Consider the following 16,310-nt stretch of genomic DNA (forward strand, 5'->3'; position numbering starts at 1 on the left):
GGTCAACCCGGACCAGCGCTAACGCAACCGCCCGACCAAGCCGAACCACACCGCAGAATTTTCATCCTCCACGGCGAGGCGCAGCCCCCTGGTTAGCTGTTCGCGCTAGGCAAAAGCGGTGTCGATGATCTCCTGCTGCTCGACCGCATGCACCTTCGACGAGCCCGACGACGGCGCCGACATCGCCCGCCGCGAGATCCGCTTGATCCCACCGAGCTTCTCCGGCAGCACCTCGGGCAGCGTCAGACCCAGCGACGGCCACGCACCCTGGTTGGCGGGTTCCTCCTGGACCCAGAAGTACTGCTTGGCGTTCTCGTAGCGGTCCAGCGTCTCCTCGAGCCGACGGCGGGGCAGCGGCGCGAGCTGCTCCACGCGGACGATCGCGACGTCGTCGCGCTTGTCCTTGGCTTTGCGGGCCGCCAGCTCGTAATAGAGCTTGCCGCTGGTCAGCAGGATCCGGCTGACCTTGCTGCGGTCACCGTCGCCGTCCTCGTAGGTGGATTCCTCGAGCACCGAGCGGAACTTCATCTCGGTGAAGTCCCTGATGTCGCTGACCGCGGCCTTGTTGCGCAGCATCGACTTCGGGGTGAACACGATCAGCGGGCGCATCACGCCGTCCATCGCGTGCCGGCGCAACAGGTGGAAGTAGTTGGCCGGGGTCGACGGCACCGCGATCGTCATCGAACCCTCGGCCCACAGCTGCAGGAAGCGCTCGATGCGGCCCGACGTGTGGTCGGGACCCTGCCCCTCGTGTCCGTGCGGCAGCAGCAGCACCACGGTGGACAGCTGGCCCCACTTGGCTTCACCGGAGCTGATGAATTCGTCGATGATGGACTGCGCGCCGTTGACGAAGTCGCCGAACTGCGCTTCCCACAGCACCACGGCCTCCGGGTTGCCCACCGTGTAGCCGTATTCGAAGCCCACCGCGGCATATTCCGACAGCGGGCTGTCGTAGACCAGGAATTTGCCGCCGGTAGGGGCGCCGTCCTTGTTCACGGCCAACAGTTGCAGCGGGGTGAACTCTGCGCCGGTACTGCGGTCGATGATCACCGAATGCCGTTGTGAGAAGGTGCCGCGGCGGGTGTCCTGCCCGGAGAACCGGACCAGCTTGCCCTCGGCCACCAGCGATCCCAGTGCGAGCAACTCCCCGAAGGCCCAGTCGATCTTGCCCTCGTAGGCCATCTCCCGACGCTTCTCCAACACCGGTTGCACCCGCGGATGTGCGGTGAAGTCCTCGGGCAGCGCCAGGAACGCGTCGCCGATGCGGGCCAGCAGTGATTTGTCCACCGAGGTGTCCAGTCCGGCCGGGATCATCTGGTCGGCTTCCACCGACTCGCTGGGCAGCGCGCCGTGTTTCTCCAGTTCGCGGACCTCGTTGAATACCCGCTCCAGCTGGCCCTGATAGTCCCGCAAGGCGTCTTCGGCTTCTTTGAGCGAGATGTCGCCGCGGCCGATCAGGGCTTCGGTGTAGCTCTTGCGGACGCCGCGCTTGTTGTCCACGACGTCGTACATGTAGGGGTTCGTCATCGACGGGTCGTCACCCTCGTTGTGACCGCGACGGCGGTAGCACAGCATGTCGATGATGACGTCTTTCTTGAACCGCTGCCGGAAGTCCACGGCCAACTGAGCCACCCACACGCACGCCTCGGGATCGTCGCCGTTGACGTGGAAGATCGGGGCGCCGATCATCTTCGCGACGTCGGTGCAGTATTCGCTGGAGCGTGAGTACTCCGGCGCGGTGGTGAAGCCGATCTGATTGTTGACGATGATGTGGATGGTGCCGCCGACGCGGTAACCGGGCAGGTGCGCCAGGTTCAGCGTCTCGGCGACCACGCCCTGGCCGGCGAACGCCGCGTCGCCGTGCAGCATCAGCGGCACCACCGAGAACGCCTTCGCCTCGTCGGTGTCCGACGAGCCGTGGTCGAGCAGATCCTGCTTGGCCCGCACCAGACCTTCCAGCACCGGGTCGACGGCTTCCAGGTGCGACGGGTTGGCGGTCAGCGACACCTTGATGTCGTTGTCGCCGAACATCTGGAAATACACCCCGGCCGCGCCCAGGTGGTATTTCACGTCGCCGGAACCGTGTGCCTGTGACGGGTTCAGGTTGCCCTCGAACTCGCTGAAGATCTGCGAGTACGGCTTGCCGACGATATTGGCCAGCACATTGAGCCGGCCGCGGTGCGGCATCGCGATCACCACTTCGTCCAGCCCGTGCTCGGCGCACTGGTCGATCGCGGCGTCCATCATCGGGATGACGCTTTCGGCGCCCTCCAGCGAGAACCGCTTCTGCCCGACGTACTTGGTCTGCAGGAAGGTCTCGAACGCCTCGGCGGCATTCAGCCGGCTCAGGATGTATTTCTGTTGCGCCACAGTCGGTTTGACGTGCTTGGTCTCAACCCGTTGTTCCAGCCAGCGCAGTTGCTCGGGGTCGAGGATGTGGGTGTACTCCACGCCGATGTGGCGGCAGTACGCGTCGCGCAACAGGCCCAGCACGTCGCGCAGTTTCTTGTATTCAGCCCCGGCGAATCCGCTGACCTTGAACACCCGGTCGAGGTCCCACAGCGTCAGCCCGTGGGTGAGCACTTCCAGGTCTGGGTGGCTGCGGAAGCGGGTGCTGTCCAGGCGCAACGGGTCGATGTCGGCCATCAGGTGGCCGCGGTTGCGGTACGCCGCGATCAGGTTCATCACGCGGGCGTTCTTGTCGACGATCGAGTCCGGGTTGTCCGTGCTCCACCGCACCGGCAGATACGGAATGCTCAGTTCGCGGAAGATCTCGTCCCAGAAGCCGTCCGAGAGCAGCATCTCGTGGATGGTGCGCAGGAAGTCACCGGATTCCGCGCCCTGGATGATGCGGTGGTCGTAGGTCGAGGTGAGGGTGATCAGCTTGCCGATGCCCAGTTCGGCGATGCGCTCGGGACTGGCGCCCTGGAATTCGGCGGGGTACTCCATCGCACCCACACCGATGATGGCACCCTGACCGGCCATCAGCCGCGGCACCGAGTGCACGGTGCCGATCGTTCCCGGGTTGGTCAACGAAATCGTCACTCCGGCAAAGTCTTCGGCGGTCAGCTTGCCGTCGCGGGCGCGGCGCACGATGTCTTCGTAGGCGGAGACGAACTCGGCGAACCGCAACTCCTCGCAGCCCTTGATACCGGCCACCACCAGCGAGCGCTTGCCGTCCTTGCCCTGTAGGTCGATGGCCAGACCCAGATTCGTGTGGGCTGGGGTGACGGCGTTCGGTTTGCCGTCGACCTCGGCATAGTGACGGTTCAGGTTCGGGAATTGCTTGACCGCCTGCACCAGCGCGTACCCCAGCAGGTGGGTGAACGAGATCTTGCCGCCGCGGGTGCGCTTGAGCTGGTTGTTGATGACGATCCGGTTGTCGATGAGCAGCTTGGCCGGGATGGCCCGCACGCTGGTCGCCGTCGGCACCTCCAGTGACGCCGACATGTTCTTGACGACGGCAGCAGCGGCTCCGCGCAGCACCTGCACCTCGTCACCCTCGCCGGGCGGGGGCGCGGCGGCCTTGGTGGGGGCCTTGGTGGGAGCCTTGGAGGGGGCCTTGGCTTCCGGCGCGGGCTTGGGGGCTGGCGCACCGTTGCCTGACGCCGCGGTGCTTTTGGCCGGTTGCACTGCGGGCTTAGCGGCTTGCGGCGCGGACTTCGATTCCGGGGCGGGTTTGTCCTTCGCGGGGGCAGGGCTGGCTGGCGCCGCGTCGCTCTGAGCGGCGTCGTCGTGAGTGGCCTCGGGGTTGTAGTCGACGAGGAATTCATGCCAGCTGGGATCGACCGAGGAGGGGTCGTCGCGGAACTTGCGGTACATCTCCTCGACCAGCCACTCGTTTTGCCCGAATGGTGAACTTATATTGGCCACGGCCGCTGTTCGCCTCAATTCTTCTGTCCTGCAGACGTTTAACGCGACGCCTGCGACGTTGTGCGTCCCGGCTTGGCCGGCCGCCTCACACCCTGGGTGGTCGGGTCCGGCTTTCCGACCTCTTGTGACCCATAAAGGCTAGCGCTTTGCCTGCGATTAGCCAGCGAGACCGGGGCAGCCCATCAGCTGGCGTCCCGAACCGGTGGCAGCAGGTGCAGCGTCACCGGCCAACGCCCCGGCGGCGGGCCGAACGCCGATCGCGCGTTACCGACGATCTTCTTGCTGACGACCCGGTTGCCGATGGCGCCGATGATGGCGCCGATCCCGATGGGCATGAGCTTGCCGAACATCAGCGCGCCGCGTTTGAGGGCGAAGCGCTTCATCACGTACTTGAGCATCCGGGTGTTGAACTTCGACAGCGCGGGCAGCGGTAGCGAGGCCATGCTCTCCGACACCCAGCCGCCCTTGGTCCGGCCCGGGCCGATCAGGTCGGAGACCGCACCCGTGCTGCTGTCGCCGGCCAGAACCGCCAGGATCAGTGCGCGACGGCGTTCTCGTTCGTCGAGCGGAATGCCGTACACCGAGGCGAGCGCCAGCACGAACAGGGCGGTGGTCTCCAGAAACACCGCCGTTTCGCCGGCGGCCGCGGACAGCGCGGCAATGGTGCCGATGCCGGGGAAGGTCGCGGTCGCGCCGATCGCCGCGCCGCTGGCCGTCACCACCGAGATGTAGCGCTTCTCGAGGCGGCCGACGATCTCGGCCGGGTCGGCACCCGGGGAGGCGTGCCGCAGGCGGCTCACGTAGGCCTCGGCTGCCGGTCCCTGGACGTGCGAACTGCGTTCGATGACCTGCGCCAAAGCCCGCGAGGACAGCTTCGGCCGGCCGGGGCTGTCGCCGGCCTGCTCCGGTGTCGACTTCTTGCGTCGAAAGAACATGGTGCCTCTCTCTCCCAAGGGCGTCTCCCCAGGCTAGCGTCCATGCATCAAAAAGCGTGCCGGGTGCAAAACCTTCACAGACTCCACTGGGAAACGCTGTGACTCGACGAATGTGTTCCCGGCCGCCGGCGCCTCACACCTCCCCTGGCGTCGCGAACGGACTGCGCAGCGAGGAATAATGCGGGCTGGATTGAACCGAGGCTTCGAGACGAGGCGCGCATGAGCACAGCGACCAGCCGGGTGGCCGGGGGCAACTACTCCGCAAACCCGTGGGCTGCGCTGTGGGCGATGATCCTGGGCTTCTTCATGATCATGGTGGACTCGACCATCGTGGCCGTGGCCAACCCGACGATCATGGCCCAGCTCCACATCGGGTACGGCACGGTGATCTGGGTGACCAGTGCGTACCTACTGGGGTACGCCGTGGTGTTGCTGGTCGCGGGGCGACTCGGCGACCGGTTCGGTCCGAAGAACCTTTATTTGGTGGGGCTGGTGATCTTCACCGCGGCGTCGGTGTGGTGCGGACTGGCCGGCACCGCTTCGATGCTGATCGCCGCTCGGGTGGTGCAGGGCGTCGGGGCCGGGGTGCTCACCCCGCAGACGTTGTCCACGATCACCCGGATCTTCCCGGCTCACCGTCGCGGGGCGGCGATGAGCATGTGGGGTGCCACCGCCGGGGTCGCCAGCCTGGTCGGCCCGTTGGCGGGCGGCATGCTGGTCGACACTCTCGGGTGGCAGTGGATCTTCTTCGTCAACGTCCCCGTCGGGATCGTCGCCGTGGCGTTGGCAGCGTGGCTGGTGCCGGCGCTGCCGGTGCATTCGCGCCGGTTCGATCTCGTCGGCGTCGCGCTGTCCGGGATCGGGATGTTCTTGCTCGTCTTCGGCCTGCAGGAGGGACAGTCGGCGCACTGGGCGCCGTGGATCTGGGCGGTGCTGGTCGCCGGCGTCGGGTTCATGTCGGCGTTCGTCTACTGGCAGTCGGTCTATCACCGCGCACCGCTGGTGCCGCTGGACATCTTCCGCGACCGGGACTTCAGCGTGTGCAACATCGGGGTGGCCATCATCTCGTTCGCGGTCACCGCGACGATGCTCCCGGTGACGTTCTATGCGCAGTCGGTGTGCGGGTTGTCGCCGACGCGGTCGGCGCTGCTGCTCGCACCGATGGCGATCGCCAGCGGGGTGCTGGCGCCCATCGTCGGCAGGTTCATCGACCGGACCCATCCGGTGCCGATGCTGGGTTTCGGTTTTTCGGTGCTGGCGATCTCTCTGACGTGGCTGTCGTTCGACTTGGACCCGGCCACGCCGATCTGGCGATTGGTGCTGGCGTTCCTGACTTTGGGCGCCTCGATGGCCTTCATCTGGTCGCCGCTGGCCGCCACCGCGACCCGCAATCTGCCGCCGGAACAGGCGGGTGCCGGCTCGGGTGTGTACAACGCCACCCGGCAACTGGCCGCGGTGCTGGGCAGTGCGGGCATGGCCGCGTTCATGACGGCGCGGATCGGCGCGGAATTGCCCGGCGGCGGATCCGGGGCGGTACCCGATGACACCAACCTGCAACTGCCGGTGTTTCTGCGCGAGCCGTTCTCGGCCGCGATGGCGCAGTCGATGCTGTTGCCGGCGTTCGTCGCATTGTTCGGGATCATCGCCGCGCTCCTTCTGGCCGGAGCCGCCCGGCCCGGCGGGCGTCCGCCTGAACACGACAGCTTGGCCGGCTACGCCCTTGGAGACGACGACGAGGCCTACGAGGAGGAGGACGACGACGAGTACGTCGAGTACATCCTCCGTCGGGAGCCGTTCTGCGCCGACGAGTCCGATACCAAGCCGGTGGTCGCCCTGAGTCGACGCCCGCCGACCGCCGACGACTGGTCGCGCGATCCGCACGAAGCGCCACCGCAGGCGGCCGTTGTGGGTTTCGGTCACGGGTCGAACGGACTCTCCCGCAACGGTTCTCATCTCGAATCGCCTGCGGCGTCGCCGCGTGAATTGCCGTAGTCGCTCAACCACCCCCCGTCAGCGCCAGGAACGCGCCCAGTTCCAGCAACCCGGCCGGTGTCGCGGGCAGGTACTGGGTCAGCGTCTCCGAGCGGACGATCACCGCCGCGTACTGCGCCCTGCTGATGGCCACGTTGAGCCGATTTCGGTTGAGCAGAAACGAGATTCCGCGCGGTACGTCCTCGATCGACGAAGCTGTCATCGAGATGAACACCACCGGTGCCTGGCCACCCTGAAATTTGTCGACGGTGCCCACCCGGACGTCGTCGAGCCCGACCCCGGCCAATCGCTGCCGGATCAGTGCTACCTGGGCGTTGTACGGGGCCAGCACCATCACATCGCGTGGGCCGAGCGGGCGGGGGCCTTTCTCGTCGGTCCACATACGGTCCAGCAGGCCCTGAATCTCCACCGCGATCGCTTCCGCCTCTTCGGCGCTCTCGGTCGAATTGCCGTGGTGTGCAACGGGAAGCACGCGCAAACCGGGTTCGGAGCCGGCTAGCCGGCGCGCGGTGGTGCTCTCGGCGTGGGAGTGTAAACGGCCCTCGTAGGACAACTTCGAGACGGCCGCGCACACGTCGGGATGCATCCGGTAGGAGAGGTCCAAGAAGTAGCCGCGCTCGTCGGGCAGCGTGCGCTGGCCGTCGACCAGCCATTCCAGCGCGGAGATGTCCACCGGTTCGGGATGGGTGCCCTGGCTGACCTGCGGCAGTTGCTGGGGATCGCCGAGCAGCAGCAGGTTGGTTGCCGCCGGTGCTACGGCAATGGTGTTGGCCAGGCAGAACTGTCCCGCCTCGTCGATGACCAATAGATCCAGGCTGCCGGGCGGCACCCGGTTGGCGTTGGCGAAATCCCAGGCGGTGCCGCCGATCACGCAGCCGGCGTGTCCGGCGATGAAGGCAGGGTATTCGCTGGCGTCGATATCCTGCCAGCGCGCTGCGGCGCGGTCGCCACCTCTCTTGGCGACCAGTGCCGGATCCAGACCGGCCTCGATCGTGCAGCCCAACACGTTCTCCACCGCCGCGTGCGATTGGGCGACGACACCGATGCGCCACCCGTGTTCGACCACCAGCTGCTGGATCACCCGGGCGGCGGTGTAGGTCTTGCCCGTTCCGGGCGGGCCGTGCACCGCCAGATACGACGAGTCCAGGTTGCGTGTCGCCGTGGTGATGTCGGCGATGACGTCGGTGCTGCGCGGCAGCGCAACTCCGCCATGGGTGTGGGGCGGATGGCGCAGCAGCACGTCGGACAACGCGGTGCGCGGCAGTTGCGGCAGCCCGTCGGCGATCAGCTGCGCGGTCGCTGCGATGGACTCGCGCAGCACAGTAGTCTGTACCGGCGGGCCGGGCGTGAGCGCGAACGGCCGGTGGTCGAATGTGTTGCCGTCCTTGCCTGTTCGCTCCAGGATGGTGACCTTGGTGGGCAGGCTTGGGTCGTCGACGTCGACGATCTTGGCGGGTGCGGCGCCCCGGCGGTCCGGGTCGGCGGCCATGCCGGTCGGCGCGGGTGGCTCGTAGAGCGCGAACACATCGCCTTTGAGGTCGCCGCGGGCCAGTTCGCCGATCAACTGGAGATGCCGCTGCGGTTTTCGGGCGCGCGGCGGGGTATGCCAGTCGGCGACGAGCGAAGTGTCTTCTACCACGAAAACGTCTGTGTCGTCGGCCCATTCGTCGACGGGATAGTTCAGCCGGTCGAAGTGTGACCACCAGAACGGCTTGTCCTCGCGCTGGTGATAGCCGCGCGCCGCGGACAGCAGCGCCACCGCCGTCTGTGCTGCGGTGCGGTCGGCGATCGCGGCGTCGCCGGTGAACCTGGCCAGTGTCGTTGCGAGTTGATCGTCGCTTTTGATGGCGTCGCGTTGGGGCACCGGTTGCACGCCCATCGGTGTGACACCGGATTCCCAGGCCAGGATGACCAGCCAGTCGCGCAGTTTGCGGGTCGACAGGCAGTCGTAGTGGTTGTATTCCTCGATCTCCTTGAGCACGGCGGCGGCTTCGTCGGCGCGGCCGGCGGCCAACTTCTCGCAGTACTGCGCGTAGGCGGTGATCGAGGCGGATGCGGTGGTGACCTCGCCGCGGCGCAATTCACTGCCCATGTACAGCGGCTCCAGCGCCTTGAGGCTGAGAGACTCCGCGCCCACCCGAATGCTCTTGCGCACCAACGGATAAAGGTCAACAAGCACACCATTGCGGAGCAGATCGTCGACCTCGTCCTCCCCGACGCCGTAGCGCCCGGCCAGCCGCAGTAGCGCGGTCCTCTCATACGCCGCGTAGTGATAGATGTGCATGCCGGGATAGCGCTTGCGGCGTTTGGCCACCATTGCCAAGAAGTCCTTGAGCGCCTGGCGTTCCTCCACCGGGTTGTGTGCCCACAGCGGACGGAACTGGCCTGCCGGCGTGGCTTCCAGGACGCCGAATAGATATTCCAGCCCCCACTGCTGGCCGTCGGCGGTCCACAGCGGATCGCCCTCGAAGTCGAAGAACAGGTCGCCGGCATTGGGCTCGGGCAACAGCGCCAGGGGCTGCGGGTCGGCGAGTTCATACGTCGGTGTTTCAGTATCACGTTGCAGCAGTTGCAGTTTGGCTTGCGCCGTCAGCTTGCCGAGTGCCGGTGCGGCCAGGTCCCGCACCGGGTCACTGTTGTTGGCCAGCTTGCCGATGGTGGTGATGCCGGCGCTGATCAGCTTTTCGCGTTGGCTGACCCGCATGCCGGCGACCATCAGCAGGTCGTCGGATGCCCGCAACTGCTCGACGCACAGCGCACAGCGGAAACAGCCCTGCACGCTGTCGTCGTCCCAGCGCACCGCGTGCCCGGCGGCGTGGTGATCGTCGAGCAGACGTTGTAGATGGGCGCGCTGGGCGCGATAAACCGGGATCAGGTCGCTGACGCGGTAGGACACCGCGGTGCCGTTGCCGAGTTCCAGCTCAGCCTCGGCCGCGACCGGTACCCCGGCCGCGCTGAGTGCGTCGGCGTAAGCCGCCAGTTGTAGCAGCGCGGTGACTTTGGGGGAACGGGCAAGTTTGGTGTCGGTGACGCGGTACTGCTCACCGTCGCGAATCAGGAAGTCGGCGAAACCGACGAAGCGGCCGTCGAACATGGCAGCCTGATACACCACCGGAGCGCGCTCGGCGATGGCGCGTCGGGTGGCTTCGGCGGCAGCGCTCAGCCCGGCGTACGTGTAGGCGGGGCGACCGATGACGGCGATTTCGTCGCCGAACTGCGCGCGCAGCCGATCCAGCCGGCGGTGTTCATGCTGCTCGCCGAGCGCGGCCGTGCGGGCCAGCAAGTCGTCCTCGACAGCGGGCGCGGGACACCGACCGAGCTGGGCGTCGAGATCCCGTAACAGCGCATACTCGCACCGCGCGGCGGACGCGAGATCCGATGCGCTGTAGACGAGGTTGCCGTCGGCGAAGAACACAGCGGCAACTGTAGGTCGGGGGTACGACATCCGACGCCGCACAGTCGCGTCCCGGCCCGCGGGCGTCCGGTGTAACGGTCACCCGCGCCGGCACCAGACCACCCCCAATTTGACGCTGCAGTTCAAGCGCTTCGCTTAATGCATCCCGGAAATTGACGTTAGCGGAAAACGGCGAGCCGTCTCAGCCCCATGCAAAGCACCGCCCCATACGAACGGGCTGATGTACCGCCGCAAGTAAATAGCAGGGCAGCGCATCCGACCGGCAACTCGCACCGCATCACCGCAGGTAGCGGCTGGTAGGCTACCGCGGATGTGAGGGATCGTCTCGGTCCGGGGGCGATTCCCGCGGGCGCTGGGCCAGGCTGCTCGAGCCGCGGCGGGTCCTTCTGTCGCCGAGTTTGCTGCTGTGCGTCGAGAAGCCCATGAGCAGACCTTGCAGGTTTCCACAAAAGAATCGTGGAAAGACATACAAAATTCATAGGCAACCGCGTAGCGTCCCCCTCGTGGGGTCTCTCGGCATTCCTGCGCGTCGGGGTAAGTCAATCGGCGGGTTCAGATGAGACGTCGGCCTTATCTGCCGTGTTCGGGCAGTACCTAGGTGACGCGTGAGGTTTTCGGAGAGATGTGATCTGGTCACTTGTACATACCAAGGGCGGTGTCGGGAAGACGACGACGGCGATGTTCTTGGCCGCGACGGCCGTGCAACGGGGGGTTGCGGTACGTGTCGTGGACGCTGACCCGCAAGGATCGGCGTCGTCATGGGCCGATCGGGCGGCTCATCTGGGGGCGCCGTTGCCGTTCGATGTCAGCCTGGGGACGGCGGCCGGCGTGCGAGCGTTGGTCAGCGGGCCCGGCGAGCTGATCTTGGTGGATAGTCCACCGGGAGTGGCGGCGGCGATTGATGCGGCGATCGATGTCGCCGACCTGGTGATCATCCCGACCGGGGTGCGCGCTGCGGACATCGACCGACTGTGGCCGACGCTGGACATCACCCAGCACCGTGCCACGACGATTCTGCTGACCCTGGTGGACAAGCGGAAAGTCGAGGCGACGGAGATGCCGCGGGCGTTGATCGAGGCAAGTGCGCCCGTGCTGCGCAGCAGTGTGCGGCACCTGATAACGATCGAGCGTGCGTTCGGCCGGGCCATTCCGGCGCATCTGCGAGACTATGAGAACGTCTTCGACGAACTGAGGGCGGCGGCATGGATCGAGGGGGAGGCCGCAACGTTATGAACGAGAAAGTTTCGGTAGCGGACGTGGTGCGCGCCGCGGTGATCCGCCGGCCGACCGGAGCCGCGGCGACCGCGCGGGCGGCCAGTGCGTTCCAGGGCTATGACGCTGCGGCACGCGCGATGCCGTCGACGCCGTCACTGGTGCACGAGGCAATGCGCACCACGCTGCACCTGCATCCAGCGATGCGTACCGCCCTTAAACGGCGCGCACTGGACTGCGAGACCACCATGGGTGAACTGATTCGCGTCGCCATCAAATCGGGACTGCAGGATCCGGTGGGTTTGGCGCGGGCGTCGATGGTTCACCGCGGCGCTAGTGGTGGTAGCCGGACCACGCTCGACTTGCCGCGCGACCTGCACCGCGCGCTGAAGCGGTTGGCCGCTGATGAGCAGACGAGTCTGCAAGCGTTGGTAGTCGCTGCCCTCTTGCAGACCTACACCGAGCTGGGTTAATTCGCCGGCCGCGAGGCCGGCTGCTGCTGCCGGACCGAGGTGTCCCGGGCGACGCGATGCTGCGATCAGGCCGGGTCCCTGATAATGCTTATTTTGCGCCGGTGAGCGAATTCCCGCCGGGCTTGCCTCGGCCCGCGCTTGACCACTTCAACCGGTCGAGCGGGCGCGCCGGCCCGGTGCGCAGTAACAAAATCCTTAACCGACTGGCTGCTATGGCAGATGAATATGCTCATCCATATTAACGCGCGTGGCCGACGAAGCGAACTCCGGTCATGTAGCTAATTGGGAACTGCCCGAATAAGCGTGTTCAGAGGCGTTGTAGCAAATGCTGTAGCGCACCGCTTCAAGAAATAATTGCGCCAGCATTTCCAGCCATCATTATGGGCACACTGACACTCGTATATATGCACATATGTACTTCCATAAATCATGATTCATGAGCGTTTACTGGCCGAATTCCGCGCCAAAAAAATCAGTTGAAAAATGGCAATGAATACGGACATCGCGCGTAGTCTTCGGAATGGTCTTCACCGGCCGCGGCGAGTTGGTCAGCACGAACTGTTGGGAGTTGCAGATGTCTTCTTATGTGATCGCAGTACCTGAGGGATTGGCCGCCGCGTCGGTGGACTTGACCGGGATCGGAGCGGCGATCACGTCGGCGAACGCGGCAGCTGCTGGTTCCACGACCCAGCTCGCCGCGGCCGCTCAGGACGAGGTGTCGGCGGCGATCTCGGCGCTGTTCGGCACCTTCGGCCAGGAATACCAGGCGCTGAGCTCACAGGTCGCGCAGTTCCACAACCAGTTCGTGCAGACCTTGAACTCCGGTGGGTTCGCCTACGCGGCGGCCGACGCCGCCGCGGCGTCGCCGCTGCAAACGCTGGAGCAGGACATCCTCGGCGTGATCAATGCCCCCAGCCAGTTCCTTACCGGGCGGGCGCTCATCGGTGACGGAGTCAACGGCGCGGCAGGGACCGGACAGGCCGGCGGCGACGGCGGCTGGCTCTGGGGTAACGGAGGTAATGGTGGCTCCGGTGTGGCGGGTACAGCCACCACACCCGGCGGCGCTGGCGGCGCTGGCGGATCCGCCGGCCTGTTCGGATTTGGCGGCACCGGCGGGACCGGGGGAGCCGGATGGACCGGCACCAACGGCGCTAACGGCACCGCCGGCGGCAGCGGCGGGACCGGTGGGGCCGGTGGTTGGCTGTGGGGCAACGGCGGAGCCGGCGGGATGGGCGGCGCCGGCGGAGCGGGCGCGATCGGCACCACCAACAACGTCGGTGCCATCGGGGGTAATGGCGGCGCCGGCGCTCAGGGCGGGAATGGCGGCGCAGGCGGTGTAGCGCATGGACTCTTCTCCTCCGGCGGGGCCGGTGGGACCGGTGGTGCCGGCGGCGACGGTGGCGCGGGTGGTACCGGCGGCACGGGTGAAACCGGCAGCTTCGCCGGTACGGGTACCGGTGTCGGCGGCGACGCCGGCAACGGCGGCAATGGCGGGGCCGCCGGCAACGGCGGCAACGGCGGTGGCGGCGGTGCCGGTGGGGCGTTCGGCTCTGCGGGCGCCAATGGCAACGGTGGACACGGGGGTAACGGTGGAAATGCCGGCCTCGGCGGAACCGGCGGCACCGGCGCGACCGGCACTTTTGCCTCGCCGCTGAGCAACGGCAACGGCGGGCACGGTGGCCACGGCGGCGATCCGGGCACCCCGCACGCCACCGGCGGCAGCGGCGGCGCTGCCGGCACCGGCGGATTGGCCGGCACCGGAACGCCGGGCGCGGCCGGTCATGGGGGTGCCGCGGCAACCAGCGGCGGCGACGGTGGGAAGGGCGGCGACGGTGCGCTCGGCACGTTCGCCTCGCCGTTGAGCAACGGCACCGGTGGTAACGGCGGAACCGGTGGTACCGGCGGCGCACTCGGCGACGGCGGCGACGGCGGGAAGGGTGGCGCCGGCGCCGACGGTGGTAGCGGAGTCACCGCGGGCCACGGTGGTAACGGCGGCACCGGCGGTGAAGGAGGCCCGAATGGCAGCGGTGGCACCGGCGGGGCCGGTGGTAGCGGGGGCGCCGGGCAGGGCCAGTTCAGCAACCAAAGCTTCAGCAACATCGGTCAGGCGCAGGCCGGCGGCACCGGTGGCACCGGCGGAATGGGCGGCCATGGCCACGGCACCGGCGAAAACGGCAACGGTGGCGCAGGTGGTGCCGGCGGGACCGGCGCCAGCGTCGGTACCGGCGCGGTCGGGAAGACCGGTGGGGCCGGCGGAGCCGGTGCTGTCGGCACTGCTACCGGGCCCGGCTACGGCGGTGGTGGTGGGGGTGGTGCGCTCGTCCAGGCCACTGACTCCGGCACGGTCAGCGGTACCGCGACCGGCGGTGAGGGCGGACACGGCGGCGACGGCAGCTCCACGGCAGCCGGCGGTCACGGTGGCACCGGCGGCGCGGCGACGATCGCTGCCAACGGCACGGGCAGCACCGCCGGGGGTACGGCCAAGGGCGGCATGGGCGGTGCCGCCGTCGGTACCGGCACCGGTGGCGACGGTGGGCAGGGTGCGATCGTTGCCAACGGTGTGAACGCCCACGCCAGCGGCTTTGGTTACGGCGGTAAGGGTGGCGACGGCATAAACGGAGGCATCGGCGGCTACGGCGGCCTCGGTGACGTCAACGCCCGTACCTATGGCATCGCCAGCGGAACCGGCACCGGCGGCAACGGCGGCAGCGGCACCGGCGTCGGCAGCGTCGGCGGCAACGCTTACAACCCCGCTTTCAGCGGCGGTGAAGTCCAAGCCGGCTACGGCAGCAACGTCGGCGGCATCTCCCACGGCGACGCGACCGGCGGCAACGGCGGCGACGCCACCAACGGCGGCCACGGTGGCACCGGTGGGTATGGAGTGCTGCTCTCCGGCGGAGCCGACGGTCAGGCCACCGGCACGGCCACCGGTGGAGCCGGCGGCGGCGCGAGTGCCGGTGGTGCGCAAGGTGGCACTGGCGGGGACGCCCAGATCGGCGGCTTGTTCGGCAGTGCGGACGGCCACGCGACCGGCGGCAAGGGAGGTGCGGGACTCGGCGGTAGCGGCGGCGACGGTGGCTACGCATGGACGACGGCCAACACCGACACCACCCCCCTAGGCACTCCAATCGTGAACGGCACCTCGATCGGGGGTAACGGTGGTGACGGCGGCATCAACGGCACGAACGGTGCGGTGGGTGGCCACGGCGGAAACGGCGGTATCGCCAGGCTCGTGCCGCTCAATGGCACCGTCTCCACCGACATGACCGTGCAGGGCGGTAACGGCGGAGCCGGTGGCGAGGGCGGCGACGGCGTGGGCGGCACCGGGGGTAATGGCGGGAACTCCGCCCTGGTCAACGTCACCGGCGAAGGCGTTTCCGACACCCTCGTGCGGAGCGGTGGCGGTGGCGACGGCGGCAAAGGCGGGAACGGCATCAGCGGCGGCACTGGCGGCGACGGCGGAGCTGCCCAAGTCAGCGCCACAAATGGTGGATCCATCACCGAGAGCTCCGCTATCGGCGGGCTCGGTGGCCGAGGCGGCGACGGCACGGGCACCTCGGCCGGCGGACACGGGGGCGGTGGAGGCACCGCCAGCATCTTCGCGGACGGCACCGGCAGCAGCGTGTCCGACAACACCGTCGCCAAGGGTGGACAAGGCGGAGCCGGCGGCACCAACGGCGGCACCGGCCAGACCGGCGGCGCAGGGTACGTCGCGGCGTCCGGTGGCGGCACCGTCTCCGGCAGCAGCGCCACCGGCGGCCTGGGTGGCGCGGGTATCGCCGGAGGCACCGGCGGAACCGCGGGAGCGGGCGCTATCTACTTCGACCCGGGTACCGGCACCGTCAACGGCGGCAGTGTCATCGGGGCCAGCGCCCTGGGCGGCGACGGCGGCACCGGAACAAACGGAATCGGCGGCGACGGCGGCGCCGGCCTCCTCGTCGTCGACGGCACCGGAACCGCAGGTCCCGGCGGCACGATCGGTGGCCCCGGACTCGAAGCCTTCGCCACCGGTGGTAACGGCGGAGCCGGCACCAATGGCGGTCACGGCGGCAACGGTTCGTTCGGCGAGCTCGAGGCCGGGCCGCAAGGCTTGTCGTACGGTCATTCCACCGCCGGAAACGGCGGCGATGCCACCGGCGCCAACAGCGTCGGCGGTAAAGGCGGCCAATCCGACATTCAGAGCGGCAAGACGACGCAGGTCGTGGGTGTCACCGGCGACGCCGGCGGTCCCGGCGGGACGGCGCACGGCACGTCCACCGGTGGTAACGGCGGCAACGCCGACGGCGGCGGTCACGGCGGCAACGGCAGTGGTGCATCTATCGCTGCCGGTGGGACCGGCGCTGAAGCCAGCGGCACGTCTCAGGGCGGCGCCGGTGGTGACGGCAAGAACGGCGGTACCGGCGGCGGCGG

General features: G+C 67.9%; 7 protein-coding genes. 4 read left to right on the forward strand and 3 right to left on the reverse strand.

From position 1 onward, the window contains the following. Window positions 1-105: 105 nt before the first annotated feature. Both AC5Y4D_RS26495 and AC5Y4D_RS26500 read right to left on the reverse strand, forming a co-directional pair. The gene (locus AC5Y4D_RS26495; protein WP_500038663.1) at window positions 106-3,873 is read right to left on the reverse strand and encodes a multifunctional oxoglutarate decarboxylase/oxoglutarate dehydrogenase thiamine pyrophosphate-binding subunit/dihydrolipoyllysine-residue succinyltransferase subunit; all 3,768 of its coding nucleotides are present in this window, start codon (window positions 3,871-3,873) and stop codon (window positions 106-108) included. Between the two features lie 182 nt (window positions 3,874-4,055). Beyond that, window positions 4,056-4,808 (reverse strand): hypothetical protein, encoded by a 753-nt coding sequence (locus tag AC5Y4D_RS26500; protein WP_500038664.1) that lies wholly within the window; start codon window positions 4,806-4,808, stop codon window positions 4,056-4,058. A gap of 219 nt (window positions 4,809-5,027) precedes the next feature. Here AC5Y4D_RS26500 and AC5Y4D_RS26505 point away from each other — a divergent pair, with 219 nt between their 5' ends. Continuing rightward, window positions 5,028-6,800: a DHA2 family efflux MFS transporter permease subunit gene (locus tag AC5Y4D_RS26505; RefSeq protein ID WP_500038665.1), complete on the forward strand. Its 1,773-nt coding sequence runs from the start codon at window positions 5,028-5,030 to the stop codon at window positions 6,798-6,800. 4 nt (window positions 6,801-6,804) lie between these two features. On the opposite strand, the gene AC5Y4D_RS26510 is transcribed toward AC5Y4D_RS26505, so the two are convergent. After that, window positions 6,805-10,245, reverse strand: coding sequence for a TM0106 family RecB-like putative nuclease (locus AC5Y4D_RS26510; RefSeq protein ID WP_500038666.1), 3,441 nt, complete (start codon window positions 10,243-10,245; stop codon window positions 6,805-6,807). Between the two features lie 594 nt (window positions 10,246-10,839). On the opposite strand from AC5Y4D_RS26510, the gene AC5Y4D_RS26515 reads away from it, so the two are divergent. The 3 genes from AC5Y4D_RS26515 to AC5Y4D_RS26525 all read left to right on the forward strand — a co-directional run. Continuing rightward, window positions 10,840-11,448, forward strand: coding sequence for a ParA family protein (locus tag AC5Y4D_RS26515; protein ID WP_499989788.1), 609 nt, complete (start codon window positions 10,840-10,842; stop codon window positions 11,446-11,448). Next, complete coding sequence (locus AC5Y4D_RS26520) at window positions 11,445-11,900, forward strand: hypothetical protein (protein ID WP_499989789.1); 456 nt, start codon at window positions 11,445-11,447, stop codon at window positions 11,898-11,900. Before AC5Y4D_RS26515 ends, AC5Y4D_RS26520 begins: the two co-directional genes overlap by 4 nt. A gap of 574 nt (window positions 11,901-12,474) precedes the next feature. Further along, the coding region (locus tag AC5Y4D_RS26525; RefSeq protein ID WP_500038667.1) for a PE family protein at window positions 12,475-16,310 on the forward strand (3,836 nt) is incomplete at its 3' end.

Source organism: Mycobacterium sp. NGS67 (genome assembly GCF_059812185.1).